Origin of the sequence: Haloarcula onubensis (genome assembly GCF_031624605.1) — an archaeon.
In the GTDB taxonomy this organism is placed as follows: Archaea; Halobacteriota; Halobacteria; order Halobacteriales; family Haloarculaceae; genus Haloarcula; species Haloarcula onubensis.
In genome coordinates this window covers 453453-475943 of the sequence record NZ_JAMQOS010000002.1, presented here as the reverse complement: position 1 = coordinate 475943, position 22491 = coordinate 453453, and the positions used below count along the sequence as shown (strand labels likewise).

The window sequence follows — 22491 nt, the reverse complement described above, 5'->3', positions numbered from 1 at the left end:
GCGGCCTGGCGAACAGTGACACAGCTACCACGGCGCGTTCCGTGACTCGACGCACTCGCCCTCGAGCTGTAGGATTGCGACGTACTGGTCGCTCGCGAGCTCGACTTCGTCGCCGTACTGGTCGCTGTGTGGGTAGACACCGAGTGGCCACAGCTCGCGGAGCGACCCCGGCTCCGGGCGATGGGGCACGAAGTTCGGCGGTCGGTCGCCGAACTCCGCCACGATTTCGTAGTTGTACTCACCGTCCAGCAGCGCCCGGATGTACTCCTGGCGCGGGGCCGGATAGAAGTCGACTTCGGAGCTACGCTGGGACTGCGGTATGTCCTGCAGGTAGAGTAGCTCCTTGTCCCCGACCTGGATGTACTCCGGACAGGGGTCGCGTCTGTCGTCCTCGGGCGGGGTGATGACGTCCATCCCGTGCGGGATGGCGTTCTCGAAGAAGGCGTGGAAGTACACTTCCATCCGGTCGTCCTCGTCGGCGTTCTCGCTGAGCCACTCGGTCGCCTCGTCTCTGGGCATCGAGGCGAACTGCCCGACGCCGACGCCGGCGTAGACGGCCGCGGTCACGACGAGCAGCGCGATGGCCGCGCGTCCCACCCGCTGGCGGTGCTCACACAGCCTGTCGAGCGAGTCGGCGAGCAACAGCGCGGCGAGCGGGAAGGTCGGGAGGATGTGGTGGACGCGCCAGTCGTGCCACCGCGCGAAAAAGAGGAGGAAGACGACCAGCGCGCCGACCACCAGCGCTCGCTCGTCGAAGCCGGGAACCCGCTCACGGAGCGCCGACCGGCCCGGTGCGCGACGGGCCAGATACGCCACGCTGGCGAGAAGCCCGCCGACGGCGCCGGCCAGCAGCGGCCAGCCGAAGGCGCTCCCGTAGGTCCGCAGGAACCACCACCACGTCGGCGCCGTGGGGCCGACGACGCGGTTGGGCCGACCGAACCGGCCGAACCAGCGGTGTGCGACCGCCTCGAAGTCGCCCACCAGCGCCGTCGGGTGGCCGACGACTATCATGAACGCGCCCAGCGCGGCCCCGCCGACCAGCAGTCGGGGCTGCCAGAGCACCCGCCGGAGCGGACCGTCCTCGATACGGGCCCGCAGGAGGAACGCGAGGACCACGACCGGCACCACGAGCGCGAGGGTGAGCTTGAACGCCATGGCGGCGCCGCCGGCCACGCAACCGGCGTAGAACTGGCGGCGCTCGCCGGTCTGGACGTAGCCGACGAGCAGGTACACCGCCGCCACGAAACACATCGTCGCTGGCATGTCCTCGCCGCCCTCCTTGGCGAGTTTGAGGAAGCCAAAGGTCAGCGTCAACAGGAGCGCGGCGAGCCGGCCCGTGGCGCGGTCCGCCAGTCGCGTCCCCAGCCGGTAGAGTAGATAGACGGTGACGACGGCGAAGAGGACGTTCGTCAGGCGGACGAGGGCGATGCTCCACGTCCATATCCACCGGGGCGTGTCCGCCCACACCTGGTAGTTGCCGTAGGCGTAGGCCGGGTCACGCATCGCCGCGATGGCGTCGAGTTGACCGGTCAGCGCGGCGGCGACGATGACCGGCAACACCGCGAGTCCGTACACCCACAGCGTCCCGCCGAAGGGGGCTCGGCTCCACGAGACGCCCTCGCGAACGCCGTGGAGGCTGGGGTCGTGGACGACTTCCGCGTAGGCGACCAGGGCGTCAAGCACCCGGTCGTGTTCGTCCCACGTCGCGAAGATGGGGATGCGGTGCCAGAAGCCGAAGCCGGCCAGAACCAGCGCACCCAGCAGGAGATAGCCGAGATACGGGTCCGCCCGGAGGTCCGCGTAGAGCTGTCGCTTCGCGCGACCGAGCCATCCAGGGCGGGCGACCATGGGCCTGTGGTTGGGGAAGGGTGTATAAAAAGTCACATATCCGCGCCGGGCTAAGGACCGATTATCCCAGCGAACGCTCGGGGTAGTTTTCCGGCTCGGAGCCCAGCGCCGGATGTGGCCACGACCCCGACGCCGAGCGAGATATTCGACCGGGCGGTCGCGGAGGGACAGCGCCGGCTCGACCAGACGCTGCTCGAACTCGTCTCGACGAGCTTTATCGCGGGCTTTACCGTCGTCTTCGGCCTCGTCGGCCTGGGTATCGTCGAGGGGGTGTTGCCGGTCGGCGCCCACGGCGTCGCCAAGCTCGGCGGCGCGCTCGCGTTCGGCGTCGGTATCGTCTTTCTCGTCGCGGGCCGGACGGAACTGTTCAACGAGAACTTCTCGGACCCGGTCGCCGCCGCCGTCGACAGCGGCGACCCCTCGGCGGTGTGGTCGCTGGCCCGACTGTGGGTCGTGACGCTGCTTTTCAACCTCGTCGGCGGCGGACTGTTCTCGCTGGTCTTCGCCATCGGCGGCGCCCTGCCACCGGGGACGACCGAGGCGCTGTCGACCGTCGCGACCGAGAGCGCGTTCCGGCCCCTGGGGGCGTCGTTCGCCCGGGCCATCGCCGGCGGGGCGCTCGTGAGCCTCCTGTCCTTTCTCCTGGTCTCGGTCGAGAGCGACGGGAGCCGCCTGACGCTCGCCTACCTCGTCGGCGTCTTCCTCGCGCTCGGGCCGTTCGAACACGTCGTCGTCACGGCCCTGCACGTGTTCCTCGGCGTCCTGTTCGGCGCGGGCGTCGGTCTCGCTCGGTTCGCGGTCGTGGTCGGCACGGTCACGGCGGGCAACCTCGTCGGCGGACTGGGACTGGTGACACTCGCACACGTCGCCCAGGCCGCCGGGGCCAGAGACGGCGACTGACGGTGAATCCCGCTGCGAGGCGGCCAGCGCGGACCGGCCCCAGTCCTGCGGAGCCGCTCTCGGCCGCCCGAGCGGCGCTCTCGGCTCTCGATGGGTTTATTCAACAGACCGAACTGTGAGCATACATGAGCGACGAGCGGGGGCCAAGCGAGCTACTCGACGAGCGGCCCGAACTGGAAGCCGCGCTCGAAGCCGCGCTGGCGGTCGACAGCGAGCGCGAGGGGTGGACGTTCGACGACATCGACGTCGACTCCGGCGCGTTCGGTGAACTGGTCGCCCGCGACATCGTCGAGAAACGCGGCGACGAGTACGTCCTCGCCGACCCGACCGCCGTCCGCCGGGCGCTGGGCGGCGACGGTGGGGCCGACGCGGCCGACGCATCGGGCGGCGGGCTGGATATCGACCTCGACGGGGTCGCGTTCCCCGACATCGAACCGCGAGCGGTCGGACTCCTCTCGGCGGCGCTCGCGGCGCTGGTGCTCGCCCGCACCTTCGTCGTCGGTAGCGTCTATCGCGGCGGCGACGTCGTCCTCTCCGGCAACGACCCGTACGCCTACCGCTACCTGGTCGAGCAGGTCGCCGCCGAAGCCGGTGGGGGCGCCGACTTCGGCGCCCTCTCGGTGCTTCCCTCGAGCATGACCAAGGGCGAGCCGTTGTTTATCGCGACGCTGTGGTGGGTCGCCGAACTGCTGGGCGGGACCACCGACACCATCGGCCACGTGCTCGCGTGGTACCCCGTCGTCTCGGCCGTCGTCTCCGGCGTCTTCGTCTACCTGCTGGCAGTCCGAACGACGAGCGACCGGCGCGTCGGTCTGGCGTCGGTCCTCTTTCTGGCCCTCATCCCCGGCCACGCCTTGCGGACGAGCCTCGGCTACGCCGACCACCACGCCTTCGACTACCCGTGGCTCGGCCTGACCGCGCTGGCGCTCCTGGTCGTGGTGGCGACGGCGCGGGACCGGGCGTCGCTGCGCTCGCCCGTCCCGTGGGTTGCCGGCGCGCTCGTCGGGGTCGGCATCGCCGGGCAGGTACTGGCCTGGTCGGCCGGCCCGCTGCTGCTGGTTCCCGTCGGCGTCGTCGTCGCGGCGAAGACGCTGCTCGACGTGGATTCGGGGCGCTCGCCCCTGCTCGCGAACGCGCCGGTCGTCGCCGGGACCGGCCTCGGTGCGGCCCTGGTCTGGACGGTCCACACGAACTGGGAGTGGCATACGGAACTCGTCGCGAGCACGCCCCTCCTGCTGTTTCTGGGCGTCTGTGGCGTCGTCGCGACCGCGACGGTGGTCGCCCGAGTCGGCGGGACGACGCGGCAACTCGCGGCGGTCGACGCCGTCGCCGGCGTCGTCGGCCTGCTCGCCGTCCGGACGCTGTTCACCGAGCGCTGGACCGAGGCCTTCAGCCGGACCGACCTGCTGTTCCGGAGCGACGCCATCGCCGAGACGACGGGACTGTTCAACCCCGGCACACTGGGCTTTCTGCTCCTGTTTGGCTTCGCACTGGTCATGGCGCTGCCGGCGATGGTGTGGGGGGTTCGCCTCGCCGCCCGTGGTCGGGCCGACTGGCTGGTCGTCACCGCCTACGCCTGGTACTTCCTGGCGCTTGCGACCCTTCAGGTCCGCTTCGTCGGGGAGCTGGCGACCTTCGTGGCAGTCTTTGCGGGCTACGCGTTCGTCTGGCTCGCCGCCAAAGTCGAGATATCCCGGCCGGTGACGGGCGAGCGGACCGACACAATCACCGACGCGCTGGTTCCCGAGCCACGCGTTCTCGGGCTGCTCTGTGTGCTCTTCTTGCTGTTCGGGAGTCTCGGTCTCGTACAGGTGCCGGTCAAGACCGGCCAGGTCACGACCGACGGCGGCCAGTATCAGACTGCGGCGGCCATCGAGCGCGACGCGGCCAGCCACGGGCTCGAATACCCGGAGAACTACGTCCTGAGCCAGTGGGGCAAGAGCCGCATGTACAACTACTTCGTCAACGGCGAGTCCCGCAGCTACGGCTACGCGCAGAACAACTACGAGCAGTTTCTCTCGGCCGTGAACGGAACCGAGTGGTACGACCGGATGCGGGGCCGCGTGGGATACGTCGTCACGCTGGACGTTGAAGGGTTCGGCTCGGAGACTTTGCAGTCCCGACTGCAGGGCAACTACGGGAGCCGGACCGAGTCGGCGGCGGGACTGTCCCACTACCAGGCCATCTACGCGACCGAGAGCGGGGGCCACAAGGCGTTCGCGGTGGTACCCGGCGCCGCCATCACTGGCACGACGGGCTCGAACGCGACCGTGACAGCGACGGCGACCGTGACGCTACCGAACGGCGAGTTCGACTACGTCCGGCGGACGGAGGCGGACGCCGACGGGCGCTACGAACTCGTCGTCGCCAACCCCGGCGAGTACACGGTCGAGAGGGGCAACTCGACCGCGACCGTGACGGTCGACGAGACCGCCGTCCGGAACGGCACGCGTCTTCCCGTAGTGAGCGAGAACTGAAGCAGAAGGCTCATTTTTCACTCCCCCGGAGTCGGGGATATGTGGCCCTGGGGACACGCCGCCGTCGGCTATCTCGTCTGTTCGCTCTGGCTTCGCTCGCGGGACGGTCACGTACCGACGGCCGGTGTCGTCCTCCCGCTCGCGCTCGGGACCCAGTTCCCCGACCTTATCGACAAGCCGCTGTCGTGGACCTTCGGCGTCCTGCCGTCGGGGCGGGCCGGCGCCCACTCACTGCTGGTCGCGGTCCCGCTGCTGGCGTTCCTGTGGTGGCGCCTCGACGGCCCCACCGGTCGACACGCCTGGGCCGGCTTCGCGCTGGGCTATCTCGTCCACCTCGTGACCGACGGCGTCTACTCGCTTGTGGACGGTGAGTTCGCCGAACTGTCCTATCTGCTCTGGCCCGCCCTCTCCCTGCCGAGCTACGATGAGTCGCCCAGCATCGTCGCCCACTTCCTCGCGGCGGATATCACGCCGTACTTGCTGACCGAACTCCTCCTGTTCGGCGCCGCGACGCTGCTGTGGGCCGTCGACGGTACGCCGGGGCTGTGGGCGGTCGGTCGCTGGTGCAAGCGGCGGGCCGACGGCGCGACGAGGGCGCTGTCGAGTCGATAGCTGCGACAAGAGTTTTACCCGGGGGCGAACGACAGGGGGAGTATGAAAGCTGTCGTACTCGCCGCCGGAGAGGGAACGCGACTGCGCCCGCTCACCGAAGACAAACCCAAGGGGATGGTCGAAGTCGCCGGGAAACCCATCCTCACGCACTGTTTCGAACAGCTCATCGAACTGGGTGCCGAGGAACTGCTCGTCGTCGTCGGCTACAAGAAACAGGCCATCATCAACCACTTCGAGGACGAGTTCGATGGCGTCCCCATCACCTACACCCACCAGCGCGAACAACTGGGGCTTGCCCACGCGCTGTTGACCGTCGAGGACGACGTGGAGGACGACTTCATGCTGATGCTGGGGGACAACATCTTCCAGGCGAACCTCCAGGACGTCGTCAACCGCCAGCAGGAGGAGCGCGCGGATGCGGCGTTTCTGGTCGAAGAGGTGCCCTGGGACGAGGCCTCCCGCTACGGCGTCTGTGACACGAACAAGTACGGCGAGATAACCGAGGTCATCGAGAAGCCCGAGGACCCGCCTTCCAATCTGGTGATGACCGGCTTCTACACCTTCACGCCGGCCATCTTCCACGCCTGTCACCTCGTCCAGCCGTCGAACCGTAACGAGTTCGAGATAAGCGACGCCATCGACCTCCTGTTGCACTCCGGGCGGACTATCGACGCCATCCGCATGGACGGCTGGCGCAACGACATCGGCTACCCGGAGGACCGCGACGAGGCCGAGGAGCGCCTGCAGGGCGAGGTCGATTCCGAACTCGCGGCCGAGAATCTCGCGACGGGCGAGTAACCCCGCTTCGGCACGGCAGCGAGCCCGCGGCGCTCAGCCGTCCGTGATGAACGAGTTTCGCAACGGCGGGTAGCTCATCAGCGTCGAGAGTCTGAGCGTGTACGACAGCAGGAACGCCAGCGGCGCGAACACGACCGCCGACAGCAGGCTGAACCCGGCGATGGACGTGACGACTGCGGGGGGTCGTCCCGGCGCCGCGAAAGACAGCATCCAGACGGCGGCGACCAGCACGGCCAGGAACCCGGTGTACAGCAGCAGTCGAGAGAGGGTGGCGATTTCTTTCTGTGCGTACAGCGTCTTCACGTACTGACGGGTGACGTTGAACAGCCTGAGCGTCGCTTCCATCCGCTCGAACGGATCGGCGGCGACCGCCTCGTCGTGGTCGTGGTGCAGGTGCCGCGCCGCCGCCACCAGCCAGGCGCTGTTGAGGTCAAGCATCGCGGACAGCGACTCGTACGAGCCGAAGTCGGCCCGCGAGAGCGCCCGCTCGACGCCGTCGGTACCGGCCGTCACTTCCGCACGAAACGCCTCGGCGCGGCGTGCCAGGTCCTCGCTCCCCGTCGCCGCCGCCTCGTCGTAGACGTCGGTAGCGCTGTCGTCCAGCGTCGCGGTCAGTTCGCGCAGGAACGCCGTCGGCGCGGGCGCGATGAGCGGGACCCCCGCGAGCGCCCTGAGTTCGTCCCGAAGCGCTATGACGCCCTCGTCGCGCTCGCGGAGGTCGTGAGGTTTGCCGAACTCGCGAGAGAGGACGAGCTGGTTTATCGTAATCGTGACCGGGACGAGCGTGAGGTTCCCGCCGATGAACACGCTCAGCAGCAACGTGACCGGCCCCTCCCGGTCGACGCCGACGACGCCCAGCCACCCCAGCACCCCCACCACGGCGGCCGCCAGCGCCGAGAACAGCACGGCGACCAGCCACCGGTTCCCCTCTGTGAGTACCCACCGCGTGACCGAGGACTGAACGACGCCGGACGGAGTCGGTCCGGTCGTCGATACGTCGACGTCGTGGTCGGAATGACTCATCGCACCCACTAGCGACTCGTGGGCGAAAACGACATCGGGGAGACAGCTTCGCCGGTCGACCGTGTGGCACCGGACGAGAGACGGAACCGCCCACGCGCCCGCCGTGGCCGAACTCGCCGACGAAAGATACGAACTGCATATAATACGGATAGCAACTGCACGTGACCCGTGAGCGTATCGCATACCCGACGTTTTTTATATACTGGCCATCCCCTTTCGGGTGATGGACATCCTCGTCACCGGTGGGGCGGGCTTCATCGGCGGCCACCTCGCCGAGCGGTTCGCCCGCGACGGACACAGCGTCGTCGCCCTGGACAACCTGGACCCGTTCTACGACCTCGACATCAAAGAGTACAACGCAGAAGTCGCCCGCGCGGCCGCCCGCGAGGGCGACGGGAGCTACGAACTCGTCGAGGGCGACGTCCGCGACGCCGAGCTGGTGGAAGAACTCGTGAGCGACGCCGACTACGTCTACCACCAAGCGGCCCAGGCCGGCGTGCGCCCGAGCGTGGAGAACCCACGGAAGTACGACGAGGTCAACGTCGACGGGACGCTCAACCTGCTCGACGCGTGTCGGGATACGGGCATCGAGCGGTTCGTCATGGCGTCCTCGTCGTCAGTGTACGGCAAGCCCCGGTATCTCCCCTATGACGAGGAACACCCGACGACGCCCGTGAGCCCCTACGGTGCCTCGAAGCTCTCGGCCGAGCGTTACGCGTGTGCCTACAGCGAGGTGTACGACTTCCCCGTGGTCGCGCTGCGGTACTTCACCGTCTACGGCCCGCGGATGCGCCCCAACATGGCCATCTCGAACTTCGTCTCGCGGTGTATGAACGGCGAGCCACCGGTGATTTACGGCGACGGGACGCAGACGCGGGACTTCACCTTTATCGACGATGTCGTGGAGGCGAACGTGACGCTGCTCGAGGAGGACGCGGCGGACGGGCAGGCGGTCAATATCGGGTCGACAGACAACATCGAGATTAAGACGCTGGCCGAGGAGATTCGTGACCAGCTAGCGCCGGACCTGGAGTTGGAGTACGCCGAGCGATACGACGCTGATTCGGAGCACACGCACGCAGATACCTCGAAGGCCGGGGAGTTGTTGGGGTACGAGGCGTCACACACGATTCGGGAGGGCGTCGCGAAGTTCATCGAGTGGTACGAGGCGAATCGAGAGTGGTACGAGCCGCTGGTTCGGCGGTCGTGAGGCGGTGACCACCCCGACTCCTAAATCAAGGTGCACCTCGACGACAGCTACGTTAGGGTGCCACGGCCGGTTTGCACCAACTGTCAGCTGATGTCATTTGTATCCGAGGAGTTCCAAGTGTTTGCGAACGTCTTCTTCGCGCACCCCTTCCGATTGTAGTGGTTTGTCAGTCTGGATATCACGCCGCTCCTCGTGGTCTACGACAAACCACGGTACAGTCCGTACGGGTTTGGAGAACAGATTGTATCCGTGACCCCAGTCCCGAAGATACAGCGGCGGGAGACGCTCTCCCAATAGCTCACCGTGGTCGGCCGTCAGAACTGTTTTCCCGTCTAGTTCGTCTATCAGCGACTCGACGTACCCTAAGATATGTTCGAAATCATACTGATAGACCTCTCGTAGCACCCTGTCAGAGAGGAACCCGAAACGTCTCGCCGTCAGCAAACTGTGGAATTCGAGTAACGAGTCAGAGTGACTCTGACTGCCGTCGTCCAGAGAAAACGAAAACTTACTCTCCGACGCAATCTGCTCTCGCAGTTCGGCAGCCCTCTCCGAGATATACGGCGCGTGAGGCTGCATGAAATGAGTGATGATTCGTTTATTCGGGTACGTCTGGTGCAACTCTACCGTAGCTTCGAGTAACCGCCTGTTCGTCTCTTGCCGCCCATCGACAGTGACATCACCGTACACTCGCTCTACGTAAAAAAAGACGTCATCGTCTAGCTGTTCGAAGTGAGAGTTTGCCGTGACGTAAATGGTGTCGTGCAGCTGTTTGTCCCCAAAATTGTTCAAGATGAACTCGCGGCTGGCCGAACCCATCGAGGTCATAGACTCACACTCGCCCGGGAAACAGTTCAGTTGTCGAAAATAGTCCAACCGCCCACAGTCCAAGATTACTAAATTGTCCCAGTCACGAGCCGGGACACTTTGGCCCTCCTCCGCGAAATACTGGTAGAGTTTCCTATGTAGAACCCTGTTCACTCTCCGGGGAAGTTCCAAGAGAGAGGTTGGCCTGTGTCGAAGAATAGCCAGATTGCGTTTTGTAAAAAAATCGAGGACCATCGAGTGATTCGTCGCAGCTATAATCTACTATAGTTTTCGGTACTTGCATGAGTACCACGAGAGCGGAGATGGGTAGTCAGGATGAATCCACAGATTTCCAAAGGATGGGACATTCGGTAGACTCGCGGTGCGTATCCACCCATCTGTTAAAGGTACCTCCTTGAAACTCGCAGACTGGCGGAGCCGACTGCCCATGTTGAAACACCGTCTTGAAGCCCTCGTCTGGTTCTATCGATAGCCTAAATCACTGAGTCGTGACTCAACGATTTCCCGTTCAGCGTCAGTTTGTGCTACGGGTGTGTCACTGACAACGTCTCTCCGCGTTTCAGCTTCGATTACGTGCCACGGGACTTCGAGAAGTTCTGGGACGTACATATTCGGTGGATGCCCGTACCCTCGAACAGGTAGCGGCCCAATCCACTCCCCGACTAGATTTCCGTGATCTGCCGTTATCACAGTTTTTCCACCGAGCTCGTGACACAGGGATTCGACTGCCGGCATCACGACATCCAAGTTCTCGTTGTACGCCTCCCAGACGTCTTCGTGAGAAACATCGGCCAAATCGTAGTGTAAAACCGCCCATATCGTCTTTGATTGTTTCGTCGAGGATACGAGGTCACCGTCCGAGGTCCGCTTCCCGACCCCGCTGTGCTCTATCTGTTGCCCGAGTTCCCCGATAAATGGATAGTGGGGCTGCATGAAATGGACGACGAGACGTTTATTCGGGTACGTTTCGTGCGCATCTCTTGCAGCGGCGACGACATCTTCCGGAAGTACGACACCTGTCTCTTCGTCCCAGGCGGTATCCAGTAATGTTATTACGTCGTGAAAGGTCCCCTCGGGGACGAAGTGACTGTGTGGGTTGGCTGACACGTAGACAGTGTCATGAAAACTGTCGCCGTAGAAGTTGTTTTCCATGAACTCTTTGCTGGCGCTCCCCATCGAGGTCCTAGACTCTAGTGACCCACCGAGAAAATCAGCGTAGCTGTCCGAGAACATATCAAACCGACACCCATCTAGAATCAGCAAATTATCCCAGTCCTCCTGCATTACGGGTGTCCCGTTTGAATTCTCAAAGGCAGTATAGTATTTTTTGTTAACGTGTTTCCCCAATTCGAAAAACACACCTTTCAATCTAGAGGGCTTTTCGAGGAGTATAGAGACGTTCTCTGTATTAATCCGACGCGCTAGCGGAATCCGCATTTGATAACGCTCGTCTGTAGATATACAAGTAACCTTCGGAGAACTGAGGTACCATCACTATAGAGCGCCGTACCAGAAACACCTGGCCATAGGAGCCGTTGATAGGAAGGAGCAGACTCCATCCGTTTGGCGGAGTCGAGCGTTTCACGGTGACGAAAGCGGTGTTTCCTGAATATGGTGAGTCTACGAATGGTTCACGACGTGTCAAGGCGCGGAAGGAGCCAAGCGAGGATATCATACTGGAGGAGTCTACACCAGTTTTCGGCCCGATAATCGTGCCGTTTTTATATGGCAGCGAGAAAACGGAGGACTGTGGAAAACAGCGAGTCCGCTGTCGATAACTCCCGAAGACAATTCCGTTCACTCATACAAGTCGCGAGATATCGGCCGGTTCTCACCGTTGCGATTGTTGGAGTAGGGGTCTGTGCAGCCGGGCTCGAAGCAGTCGGGTTAAGTTTCATCCTTCCTATCGTCGAACTCGTACAGCAATCAGGCGACCCGGCAGCAGAAGCCTCCGGCGTGCTGTTGGCTTTCGTCACACTGTATCGAACGCTCGGCGTTCCCTTCACGCTGGGTACGGTAGTGGCAGGGGTCAGTGCCATTCTCACCATCAGATGGACGGCGACGTTTGTCGTCCGATGGTTACGTGGTGCGCTGGTCTTCGACTACACCCGAGAATTACAGGTGCGTGCCTTTGAGAACGCGCTGGACGCTCGGATAGACTACTTCGACAACCAGGGCTCGGACGGTATCCTCAACGCGATCGTAACCCAATCGGAGTACGCAGGCGACGTGATTCAAATTGTAATCAACTTTCTCGAGCAGTTATTTCTCAGTTTGGTGTATCTCGCCATCGCGTTTGTCCTCGCGCCGTATCTGACGGTTTTTTCCATCGTTTTCCTCGGGGCGTTTTCGGTCTTTTTCCAGTACCTGCTGGAGTCGGGATACGATATCGGAAGTCGAGTGGCCGACGCCAACGAGCGGGTACAGCAAACCGCGCAGGCGGGCACACAGGGAATCCGAGACACCAAGCTGTTTAATTTGAAAGCCGAACTGTTCGAGGACTTCATCACGTCGGTAGACCAGTTCGCCGAGTCGGGTGTCAAGAAGACCAGAAACGAGGAGATAATCCAGAGTTTTTATAATCTGCTGACGGCGGTGTCGGTGTTTCTGCTCATCTACCTGGCTATAACCTTTGCAGACATGTCACTCGGTTCGTTGGGTATCTTCCTGTTCGCGATGTTTCGGCTCGGACCGAAAGCCAGCAACCTGAATTCGCTATTTTACAAAATTGAGAACAAACTGCCGCACCTGGTTCGAACACAGGAGTTCATTCGAGAACTCGAAGCGAATCGGGAGCCGACCGAAGCGACAGAGGACGTACCAGAGACAATCGAACACGTCGAACTGGACGAGGTCTGTTTCTCGTACGACGACGACCAAGAGGAGGTGCTATCGAACGTCTCGCTGGAGTTCGAGCGCGGCGAGTTCATCGCGTTCGTGGGAGAGTCCGGAGCCGGGAAGTCTACCATCGTCTCGCTGTTAACGCGGCTGTACGAACCGGACACGGGCGAGATTCGCGCCAACGGAGTCCCCGTTCAGGAGATGGATATCAACGAGTGGCGCGAACGAATCGCCGTCGTACGGCAGGATCCGTTTATCTTCAACGAGACGCTCCGGTACAATCTCACAATCGGAAACCGGAACGTCTCACAGGACGAACTCGAAGAAGTAGCCCGAATAGCCTCGGTAGACACGTTCCTCCCGGAGCTACCCAACGGATACGACTCCCAGTTGGGAGACGACGGTGTACGGCTGTCGGGGGGGCAGAAACAGCGGGTCGCAATCGCTCGCGCGCTGCTGAAAGACGCCGAGATACTGGTGCTGGACGAGGCGACGAGCAACCTCGATTCGAACCTCGAGAAACAGGTCCAGGAAGCAATCGAGAGTATGGACCGGGATTACGCTATCGTCGGCATCGCACACAGACTCTCGACCGTAAAGCGGGCTGACCGAATCTACACCGTCGATAGCGGCGAAATCATCGAGTCCGGTCGACACGAACAGCTACTCGAGAAGAGCGGCCAGTACGCCGAACTGTACTCGATTCAGTCGAGAACAGAGTAGCGCATGAAACCAATTTCTTTCGTCGCCTACGGTGACCTCGGTCTACACACGAGCCGGCCGATCACCGAGCTGGCACGTGGACTCCACGAGCGGGGGCTGTTGGAACAGTTATACTGCCGTGGTGTCGAGGAGTGCGTGCTTCCGTCAAATCTCGTCACAGCACCGATTCCGTTCGGTCGGATGCTGCCGCGTGCCATGACTGGCATCAATCGGTTCGTCACGGAAAACTTCGATAAGCGGTACTACTCCGAGCAACTGTTCGATTTCTTCGCAGCCAGAGCGGCTGCTGACCATACCATCCAGTTGCACCATACACCCGGGTACCTGCGGACCCTTCGAGCAGGTAATCGAAGTGGGGACCGTACCGTGGTCAAAGCGACAACGGAATATGCCAGACCGCACGGGAAACGAGTCGCAAAAGCGTATCGGGATTTCGGTATCGACCCGCCGGAAGCTGTGACGAGCAACAGACGGTTCGACCTGCGACAGAAAACCCTTGAGGAGTGTGACCGGATTCTCGCAATCTCCTCGTTCGTGGAAGAATCGCTCGTCCGGAGCGGATTCCCGCCCGAGAAGGTAGCAGTCACCCCGTTGGGCGTTACCCCCGATGAGTACCCGACGAGCAAGTGGGACCAATCGGGTCCGTTCACCGTCCTCTACGTCGGCTCGGTGACCATCGCAAAAGGGGTTCCCTATCTCATCGAGGCGTGGCGGAGGAATGGGTGGGGTGATGACGAGGACGCGAAACTGCTCCTCTGTGGGCACGTGTCGCAGGATGTGAGGGAGATGCTCGACTCGGCGGAGTTCAAGAATATCGAAACGCCCGGGTTCGTCGACCCCGGAGAATACTACCATCGAGCATCCGTATTCGTCTTTCCCTCAGTTTCCGATGGATTCGGTAAAGCGCCGCTGGAGGCAATGGCCGCTGGCGTCCCAGCAATCGCGACCGAAACGACGGGGATGCCGGACATCATAGAGCCGGGTCGGGAGGGATACATTGTGCCATCGAGGGAAGTAGGACCGCTCGCGGACCGACTGCAGTACCTCCGTGACCACCCGACAGAGCGCCGCCAGATGGCGGAAAACGCTCTTGAACGGGCAGAGGAACAGACGTGGGACAGACACGTTGAAAACGTCGTGAACGCACTCGAAGTGTGAGACGAGCGGTCGCGGGCGAGAAGATGTCTATCCGCCGTGGCCAGGTATGCCTCCGGTCACGAACGTGGCGACACAGACTGGTCCCGTCGGCCCGGGGAAGTAAGCGTCGCGTCGCTGTCCGGGCGACAGCGGTAGCCAATGTATAAATCGTTATCTTCCGGGGCACGCAACATCGGCTACTTGATGACAGATTTTGGGTATTGGCGGAAGCGAAGCGAGGAATACGAGGGGAAGTACTCGAATCCGGAACGAGTCCTCGACTACGAAAAGCGGCACCGACTCGATGCAGCACTGAACATGGCAGATGTCCCCGCGAGCGGCGTGGTAGTCGATATCGGCGTCGGATCGGGAGAGCTGTTCAACCGGCTCGAGGGACACACAGAGGCAGAGAGGGTCGGTGTGGACTTCTCCCGTGATATCATCCTCGCTGCGAGCGGTGATGACTCGACAGCGAGGTACGTTCAAGGCGACGGAGGGAGTCTGCCGCTGGCGACGGATTCGGTCGACCTCCTCTTCTGTCTCGGTGTCGTCGGTCACATCGGTCGTGACGGCCTCGAGGACCTGATAACAGAGATAGCGCGAGTGCTTCGACCCGGTGGACAGCTCCTGTTTTCGTTCGCGAACAGCGCGTCCCCGTTCCGTAAGCTCCGGAATCGATACGTGAGACTGCGGAACGGGTCCCCGTCGGATTACGACGAATACGACCCTAGACGAATAGTCGAACTGCTGTCCGACTGCGGGTTGTCTGTGGAGATATCTCGCTATCTGACGTATGCGACGGGACTCGTGAATACACCACTCAATATAGAGCTCTACAAGCTTCTCGACGACTACTGCGACGAATGTTCGGTCCTGTCTCGACTCGCGATGACCTGGGTCGTCCGTGCCACGAGGGACTCATCGAGTAACCGATGAGCGGGAAAGAGCGAATCTGCTTCGTTCTCACTTCGGCATACGGTTACTTCGAGCCATCGGTAGAGGCAGTCGGCGGCGGGGCGAGACAGCTGTCGTTTATCAGCCGTGAACTAACAGACACGTTTGATGTTCATTTCGTCGTCGGGGACTACGGTCAGCCACGGACTGAACAGGTCGACGGGGTAACACTACATCGGGCGTACAGTCCATCGCCGGATACGTCACCGCTCAGGAAACCACTCCAGTTACTGAAACTGTTGCGTGCGATGCGAGCGGCAAATGCAGACATCTACGTCTATCGTGGACGACCGTATCAGGCCGCGATTATCTACGCGCTCACTCGCCTTCTGGATGGGAAATGGGTCTACAACCTCGCGAACGACCCTAACATCGGAGAGCAGCCGGCCGCACTGTCACCGTGGATGCGGAAGCTATTCGTCCGGGCCCTCCACGACGCGACAACAGTTATCACACAGACGAACGGACAGGCTACGAAGTTACAGGCAGAGTACGGAATACAGTCGACAGTCATCCCCAGTGGCTATCCCGAAGCCGATGACATCTCGGGTCACGACGAACGGGAGTACGTGCTGTGGGTCGGTCGACTCGACCCGAAACAGAAACGGCCCCATCTGTATCTTGACCTCGCGGCCGCGTGTCCAGATGTTTCCTTCGTTATGATCGGCCCTGAAGGGCAAGACGAACAGTACAACCAGCGCATCGCCGACCGAGTTCGTGAACTCGAGAATCTCGACTATCTCGGGTCGGTCGATCCTGCACACATTCACGAGTACTACAGGGAGGCGATAGCACTCGTAAGCACGGCGGCGTTCGAGGGGTTCCCGAGCACGTTCTTGGAAGCGTGGCGCTACGAGACTCCGGTCGTGAGTTTGGATGTGAAAGTGAGTCGATTCGCCAACCTCTCGGAGTACGAGGGCGATGCCGATGGGGACTTCGAGACGCTGGTAGAATTGACTAGATTATTGGTTTCATCACCTGCAGCCCGGTCCCGTCTGAGTCAGCCGACGAGCGATCATTTCACCGAGAACCTCACGCTTGCGCAGGTCGTGAGTCAGTATCGGTCGACACTCGAGCGGGCACTGGCTGCCTGACGTTACACGTATCCCAGCTGTTCCAGCCTATCCTGAACCAACTCGTCGGTAACGTCCGATGCCCTTTCTGCCGGCTCCTCGGCAACGGTGTCCCGTCGGTCACCCTCAACGACGAACCAGGGGACAGTCACTAGTTCCGACGTGTATATCCCTCGGGGATGGCCCCATTCACGAATCGGGAACGGCGTGGCGCGTTCGCCGACCATGTTTCCGTGGTCAGCGCTAACGACTGATTTTCCATCGAGTGTGGCAAGCAGTTCCGCGACGGACGGTAGTGTCCGGTCGAGCGTCTCCCGGTAGGCAGTCCAGATAGTGTTAGCGTCCGCATCGAGCTCACCGGTCATTACCTGATTCCAACTGCCCGCCTCGTCCGGCTTGAGGAACGCCTGGTCGTTATCGAATGGCTGCCCTCTCTCGGTGAGGAACGGATAATGTGGTTGAATGTAATGGACCAACAGCCGCTTGTCTGGATACCGCTCTGCGGCCTCGATTGCATGTTTCGTCGTGACCTCCGGGGGGACGGTTTTCAGTTCCTCGTCCCATCCCTCCTCTTTCCAGACGTCTACGACAGCATGAAACGTCGTACCGAGTACGTCACGGTGTCGATAATACTGCGGATTCGCCGTGACATAGACTGTATCCCGAAGGTCCCGATCCGTAAAGTTCGCGTGTAACCACTCCTGGGTACTCGACGCACGGGAGAGACGCCGTTCGAGCGTCCCGTCGAGATTGTGTTGTTCCTCGAACATATCGTATCGACAAGCGTCGAGGATGAGGAGATTGTCCCAGTCAGCATCGAAGATATCGATACCGGCGGTGTTGAACCGTCTTGAATTCAGACGGCGATGATAGAGCCGATTAAGCTCGCGGAAAAACAGATTCGGGCTGCCCAGGGCTCGCTTCAGTTGTGACAGCGAGTACATAGCCAAACGGATGTATCTGTGGGATTTATAAGCTTTCACATCACCCACACTGGTACAGTTCGCTGCCCATGGATATCTGTCTGCTCATCAACGAAGTCGCGCCTGGTGGCGCACCGACGGTCGTCCTCGATATCGTCAGACAGACCGACGACCCGGACGTCTCCTACACGGTTTGTATCATCGAAGGGGAGCGGACACTCGTTCCCGAACTCCGGGAGGCCGGTGCGACAGTCGTCGACTTCGATGCGTCGTTCAAATTCGACCCGCGTGCCCTGTGGCGGATGGCTCGCTTTTTCCGTCGCAATGACTTCGATATTGTCCACGCACACTTACCGTACGCACAGTTTCTCGGTCGAGTGCTAGGGGGACTGGGAGGCACCGAAAGCATTGTCAGCACCCAGCACAACGTACCTGAGAACTATCACCCGATTACTCGTACTCTCGAACGGCTGACACGGTCGCTCGACACGAGAACAATCGCTGTCTCTGAGGGCGTCGAACGGGCGTTTACCGGCCAGAGCGCGAGATACGAGCCCGGCCAGCACAGACAGTGGTGTACGATATACAACGGGATAGACGCCGAGGTGTTCGCAAACGCTGTCCACCGCGCCAAGACCGAAGCAGTCCGAGAGCGATGGGGAATCGAGGACGCTATCGTCTTCCTAAACGTCTCTCGATACGTCGATGCGAAAGCCCAACTCGACCTCATCGCCGCGATGGAGTCGCTCGGCGAACGACGCACGGACGTACACCTGTTACTTGTGGGTTGGGGAGAGCGTGAACCAGCGTTACGAGCCGCAGTTGAGCAACGTGGGCTCGGCAACCTCGTGACGGTAACTGGGAAAGTGCCGACCGTACACGAGTATTATGCCCTCGGGGACGTGTTCGTCTCCTCGTCGGTGTTCGAGGGGCTTCCCATCGCCCATCTCGAGGCGATGGCAGCCGGTTTGCCGGTCGTGGCGACCGAGATCGCGGGCGTGACTGAAGTAGTCCGAGACGGCGTCAACGGCAGACTCGTCCCCCCGAAACAGCCGGAGGAACTGGCAAGTGCGATGGCGGAGAGTTGCGACAACGAACGACGAGAGCCGTGGGGAACAGCGAGCAGCCGTCTCGTACGAGAACAGTTCAGTATCGAACAGACAGTCGAGGATCACCTGTCTCTGTATCTCGAACTCGCAAACGAGCGACGCAAATGAGAACAGTGTCCCAGAGCCGATACCACAGACCGAGACAACTGACCAAGACAGGGACTGGAGAGAATCGAAGGATGGTATCTCTCGCCAGTGGGACTACCAGCTACCAGCATGGATAGAACGAGTAAACAGGCCCTTTCCGTCTTTCTCTTGGCGTTTTCGGTCCGGGTAGTCGGCGCGGTCGTTACGACCGTCACGACCCTGAATCCCGATTCGAGAGCCGATGCAGTGAGATTCGGGAACGGTGCGGAAGCTATCGCGCGCGGCTTGCCAACGGGTCAACCGTTTCGCTACACTGCGGATGCTGTCGAGCTCTATCAGGTGCTAAATCCCATTGCGGGGTCCGACACGATTCTCACGTGGGGTATATTCATCTCGCCGTTCTGGTTGCTTCCCGGTCCCAGTGGGCTCTACGCGCGGCTTGGTAACGGACTGTTAGGCGCGATAGCGATCTATCACGTTTACCGTATCGGCCGTTACTACTACTCTCATCAGGCCGGCGTACTCGCTGCCCTCCCGATGATATTGTATCCAAGCTTCGTCGCGGTACAGACGACACTCCTTCGTGACGTGTTCGTCTTTTTCGGTATCGTGACAGCAGCCAGATTGTTGGTATTGCCACCGAAGCGCCTGAACAGGTGGCTCTCATACGGATTGGCGTATGCGATGCTACATCTAGCACTCATCCACCGCCAGCTCAACGTCGTTCTCTATGTCGGAGCAATCACAGCAGGGATAGCGACGTATGTAATCGTGTCTCGCGACCTGTATAAGGAAACAATAGGTCTTGGAGCCCTCTCTGGACCAGTGGTGTACGTTTTGTCGTTACCGTTGATACGGAGTGGCATCACGAGGTTGGCACGAATTCGTCGGCTCCGGGCCAGCGGACGTGCAGTCTATCTTCCGAATGTGATTCCACAGACACTTCCTGAACTTATCAGCTTCAGTTGGATAGGTGCGGCATACTTTCTGTATGCCCCGTTCCCCTGGATGGTTAGGACGGCTCCGGACCTGATCGTAAGTCTCGAGGGGATTAGCACGCTTGCGTTCACTATCTGCGCTGTGTGGGGTGTCCGGTCTATGGGCCGAAAAGATGTACCGGTAACAGTCGGTCTGGTCGTAGGCTTGGTTCTTGCAGTCGTATTTTACGGCGTTGGAACCGTAAATTACGGAACTGGGCAGCGCCACCGTCAGATGGTCCTGTGGGTTATCTTCCTCTTCGGTGGTATCGGTATCACCGAACACGTGAAGCTGGTCTGGCCATTCCCTCAGAGACGGAGCCCGCCGGAGGGAACAGCTACCAGCGATTCGTCCCAAACAGAGTGATTCTACTGGCTATCGAGTGAGGCGGTCTGTAGCAGATTTCGAGAGCAACCCCTGATACAGTGAGTCTAGTTTCGCTAGCATCGTGTCGACTGAGAACATCTGGGCCCGTTCGCGTCCTCGTCTTCCCATCGTGGTCCGCAAGTCGGGCGACTCGAGTAACTCGTTCAGTCGGTCGGCCAAAGTATCTGGGTCTCCGGTCGGAATGAGATAACCGGACTCACTGTCAGCAACCTGTTCCGGAATCCCAGCGATATCCGTTGCGATGACTGGAAGCCCGCTCGCCATCGCCTCGGTGATGACACGCGGGGTCCCCTCGCGGAACGATGGGAGAACGAGGACATCACTGGCAGCCAAGACGTTCGGAATGTCGTCTCGGTACCCCGTGAGGAACACGCTCTCGTCGAGCCCACGGGCTTCGACCTCGGAACTCAGGGTCTCGTACAGTGGTCCATCCCCGACGAGACAGAGAGAGACATCATCGTCACAGATATCCTCAGCAGCGTCTAACAGCACGTTGAACCCTTTTCCGTCAGCGAGTCGACCGATCATAACGACTCGAGGGCGACTGCCTGGAAGGTCCGTCGCGGGGCCTGCGTTCTCGAATACATCAAGTTGGATGCCACTGTAAATTGTCGTGTACTGGTCGGGTGAACCGATACCTCGATGCAGGTAGTCCGACGCGATGACATCCGCGTTAGTGACGATTCGGTCCGTGTGTTCCGCAGCCCGTCGTTCACAGCCAAGGACAAACCGATTCAACGTATGGTGCCGGTCGTCTGCAAACGGGACACCATGCACCGTGTGAACGACGTGTGGTATATCGGCAATGGCTGCAGCAAAGCGCCCGATGATGCCAGCTTCCGTGCTGTGAGTGTGAACGATGTCGAACTGCTCCCGGCGCAGGTACTGCGCGAGGGAAAGAACCGCCGGGAGGGCCGTCAGTGGGTTGTAGTGACGGACAAGCGGAAAACAGACCGTCTCGACACCAGTACGTTCGAGTCGGTTGACCTGCTCGCTGTCGTATTCAGCTCCGTGGCCGACGGTGAATTCGTATCCGTCGAGGTCGGTGACGGTCGCAATCGTCTTCGCCTCCGCACCCCCTTTCAGAAGCCGTGTTATGAAATGGAAGATCCGGGGATGACCATCAGGCATCGATACTCACACTGTCCATGGAACGGGCGCCGGATTAAAATCATTCGGCACAGTCATCACCGACAGCACCTACCCGGATAGTCGTGGCCAGTTTCACGATTGGGATTGATAAACAATAGATAAAGGGTGGCGAAGCATAACTCGGTACTATGCAAAATCGCACGCGTGTAGGTGTCGTCGGTCTGGGATATGTAGGCCTCCCGCTTGCTTTGGCGATGATGGATGCGGGCTACGAGGTCGTCGGTGTAGATACTGACGTTGACAAGGTGAAGCGGCTTCGGGCAGGAAAGTCGACGGTCGAAGACGTATCGGACGATGCCGTCACGGACGCGGTGGAAAACGGACTCCAGTTCACTACGGAGTATCAGGCCCTCTCGGGCGTCAACGGCGTTTCTATCTGCGTTCCGACACCGCTCAGGAAGACGGATACACCCGATCTATCGTACGTTATCGATGCTGCAGAGCGTCTCGCGCCAGTACTTCCCGAAAAGGGTACCGTGGTACTGGAGAGTACGGTTTACCCTGGAGCGACGGAGGAAGCCGTCAGTGGTGTTCTCACCGCGAACGGAGCCACTGTGGGAGAGGACATCTATCTTGCGTTCTCCCCCGAGCGTATCGACCCGGGTAACGAGGAGTACGGTCCCACGGACATCCCGAAAGTGCTCGGTGGCGTTACTGCGGACTGTACTGACCATGCCGAGGCCCTATACAATCCCGTCTTCGACGACATCGTGCGTGTCGATTCCGCAACGGAGGCCGAACTAGTCAAACTTCTGGAGAACACGTTCAGGGCCGTCAACATTGGACTCATCAACGAGCTAGCACAGATTGCGAACGAACTCGGCGTCGACATCTGGAACGTTATCGAGGCAGCGAAGACGAAACCGTTCGGATTCATGGCCTTTTATCCGGGGCCGGGGCTCGGTGGCCACTGCATCCCGATAGACCCGTTCTACCTATCGTGGAAGGCCGGCCAACAGGGCGTTGAAACCAGATTTATCGACCTCGCAGACACGGTCAACAGGGAAATGCCGGACCACGTTGTCCAGCGCGTCGTATCCCTGTTAAACGACCGTGGGACCGCACTTTCGACCAGTTCCGTACTGGTCGTCGGAGCGGCCTACAAGCCGGACGTTTCGGACGTCCGAGAGTCACCAGCGCTCGATATCATTGCAGAGCTGACAGAGTGGAACGCCGAAGTTGCATATCACGACCCCTATGTTCCCGAGTTGGATGTCGGAAAGGACACGTATTCGTCTGTTCCGTTGGCATCTGAGCGCCTCGAATCGTTCGACTGTGTCGTCCTGGTCACCGACCACACTCAGATAGATATCGACAGAATCGTCGAGAACGCATCTCTCGTCTTCGATACGCGAAACGCGACGGAACGAATCGATGCCCAACACGTGGTTCGGCTGTAGTCACCGGAAGTCGACACACTGACTTCTCTGC

General features: G+C 60.9%; 18 protein-coding genes. 12 read left to right on the top strand and 6 right to left on the bottom strand.

Features of this window, described 5'->3' with window-relative positions:
• Nucleotides 1–24: 24 nt before the first annotated feature.
• Nucleotides 25–1848 (bottom strand): glycosyltransferase family 39 protein, encoded by a 1824-nt coding sequence (locus NDI86_RS09175; protein WP_310900118.1) that lies wholly within the window; start codon nt 1846–1848, stop codon nt 25–27.
• 114 nt (nt 1849–1962) lie between these two features.
• Between NDI86_RS09175 and NDI86_RS09170 the strand changes: the two genes are divergently transcribed.
• From NDI86_RS09170 to aglF, 4 genes are all read left to right on the top strand, one after another.
• The gene (locus NDI86_RS09170; protein WP_310900117.1) at nt 1963–2748 is read left to right on the top strand and encodes a formate/nitrite transporter family protein; all 786 of its coding nucleotides are present in this window, start codon (nt 1963–1965) and stop codon (nt 2746–2748) included.
• A 125-nt stretch (nt 2749–2873) separates the two neighbouring features.
• The gene (locus NDI86_RS09165) at nt 2874–5225 is read left to right on the top strand and encodes an STT3 domain-containing protein (protein ID WP_310900116.1); all 2352 of its coding nucleotides are present in this window, start codon (nt 2874–2876) and stop codon (nt 5223–5225) included.
• 39 nt (nt 5226–5264) lie between these two features.
• Nucleotides 5265–5837: a metal-dependent hydrolase gene (locus NDI86_RS09160; protein ID WP_310900115.1), complete on the top strand. Its 573-nt coding sequence runs from the start codon at nt 5265–5267 to the stop codon at nt 5835–5837.
• 42 nt (nt 5838–5879) lie between these two features.
• Nucleotides 5880–6635, top strand: coding sequence for a UTP--glucose-1-phosphate uridylyltransferase AglF (aglF, locus tag NDI86_RS09155; protein ID WP_310900114.1), 756 nt, complete (start codon nt 5880–5882; stop codon nt 6633–6635).
• 33 nt (nt 6636–6668) lie between these two features.
• On the opposite strand, the gene NDI86_RS09150 is transcribed toward aglF, so the two are convergent.
• Nucleotides 6669–7658, bottom strand: coding sequence for a DUF7972 family membrane protein (locus NDI86_RS09150; RefSeq protein ID WP_310900113.1), 990 nt, complete (start codon nt 7656–7658; stop codon nt 6669–6671).
• A 223-nt stretch (nt 7659–7881) separates the two neighbouring features.
• Between NDI86_RS09150 and NDI86_RS09145 the strand changes: the two genes are divergently transcribed.
• A complete protein-coding gene (locus NDI86_RS09145) occupies nt 7882–8868 on the top strand; it encodes an SDR family oxidoreductase (protein ID WP_310900112.1) in 987 nt (328 codons plus the stop codon).
• 93 nt (nt 8869–8961) lie between these two features.
• Here NDI86_RS09145 and NDI86_RS09140 read toward each other — a convergent pair whose 3' ends face one another.
• Entirely contained in the window at nt 8962–9687 is a 726-nt protein-coding gene (locus NDI86_RS09140) for a hypothetical protein (RefSeq protein ID WP_310900111.1), read from the bottom strand.
• Between the two features lie 471 nt (nt 9688–10158).
• Nucleotides 10159–10980 carry a hypothetical protein gene (locus tag NDI86_RS09135; protein WP_310900110.1) on the bottom strand — a complete coding sequence of 274 codons (822 nt, stop codon included), beginning with the start codon at nt 10978–10980 and terminating at the stop codon, nt 10159–10161.
• A 441-nt stretch (nt 10981–11421) separates the two neighbouring features.
• Here NDI86_RS09135 and NDI86_RS09130 point away from each other — a divergent pair, with 441 nt between their 5' ends.
• The 4 genes from NDI86_RS09130 (at nt 11422) to NDI86_RS09115 (ending at nt 16445) form a co-directional block, all read left to right on the top strand.
• Nucleotides 11422–13260 carry an ABC transporter ATP-binding protein gene (locus tag NDI86_RS09130; RefSeq protein ID WP_310900109.1) on the top strand — a complete coding sequence of 613 codons (1839 nt, stop codon included), beginning with the start codon at nt 11422–11424 and terminating at the stop codon, nt 13258–13260.
• Nucleotides 13261–13263: 3 nt separating this feature from the next.
• Nucleotides 13264–14418, top strand: coding sequence for a glycosyltransferase family 4 protein (locus NDI86_RS09125; protein WP_310900108.1), 1155 nt, complete (start codon nt 13264–13266; stop codon nt 14416–14418).
• 183 nt (nt 14419–14601) lie between these two features.
• Nucleotides 14602–15333, top strand: a complete 732-nt coding sequence (locus NDI86_RS09120; protein WP_310900107.1) for a class I SAM-dependent methyltransferase — start codon at nt 14602–14604, stop codon at nt 15331–15333.
• A complete protein-coding gene (locus NDI86_RS09115; RefSeq protein ID WP_310900106.1) occupies nt 15330–16445 on the top strand; it encodes a glycosyltransferase family 4 protein in 1116 nt (371 codons plus the stop codon). Before NDI86_RS09120 ends, NDI86_RS09115 begins: the two co-directional genes overlap by 4 nt.
• Nucleotides 16446–16447: 2 nt before the next feature.
• Here the strand turns inward: NDI86_RS09115 and NDI86_RS09110 are convergent, their stop codons facing one another.
• The gene (locus NDI86_RS09110; RefSeq protein ID WP_310900105.1) at nt 16448–17368 is read right to left on the bottom strand and encodes an alkaline phosphatase family protein; all 921 of its coding nucleotides are present in this window, start codon (nt 17366–17368) and stop codon (nt 16448–16450) included.
• Nucleotides 17369–17436: 68 nt separating this feature from the next.
• Here NDI86_RS09110 and NDI86_RS09105 point away from each other — a divergent pair, with 68 nt between their 5' ends.
• On the top strand, nt 17437–18564 hold the full coding sequence (locus NDI86_RS09105; protein ID WP_310900104.1) for a glycosyltransferase: 1128 nt from the start codon (nt 17437–17439) through the stop codon (nt 18562–18564).
• 108 nt (nt 18565–18672) lie between these two features.
• Entirely contained in the window at nt 18673–19887 is a 1215-nt protein-coding gene (locus tag NDI86_RS09100) for a glycosyltransferase family 39 protein (protein WP_310900103.1), read from the top strand.
• Between the two features lie 9 nt (nt 19888–19896).
• On the opposite strand, the gene NDI86_RS09095 is transcribed toward NDI86_RS09100, so the two are convergent.
• Nucleotides 19897–21039, bottom strand: coding sequence for a glycosyltransferase family 4 protein (locus tag NDI86_RS09095; protein WP_310900102.1), 1143 nt, complete (start codon nt 21037–21039; stop codon nt 19897–19899).
• Between the two features lie 149 nt (nt 21040–21188).
• Here NDI86_RS09095 and NDI86_RS09090 point away from each other — a divergent pair, with 149 nt between their 5' ends.
• A complete protein-coding gene (locus NDI86_RS09090) occupies nt 21189–22460 on the top strand; it encodes a nucleotide sugar dehydrogenase (protein ID WP_310900101.1) in 1272 nt (423 codons plus the stop codon).
• The last annotated feature ends 31 nt before the right edge of the window (nt 22461–22491 follow it).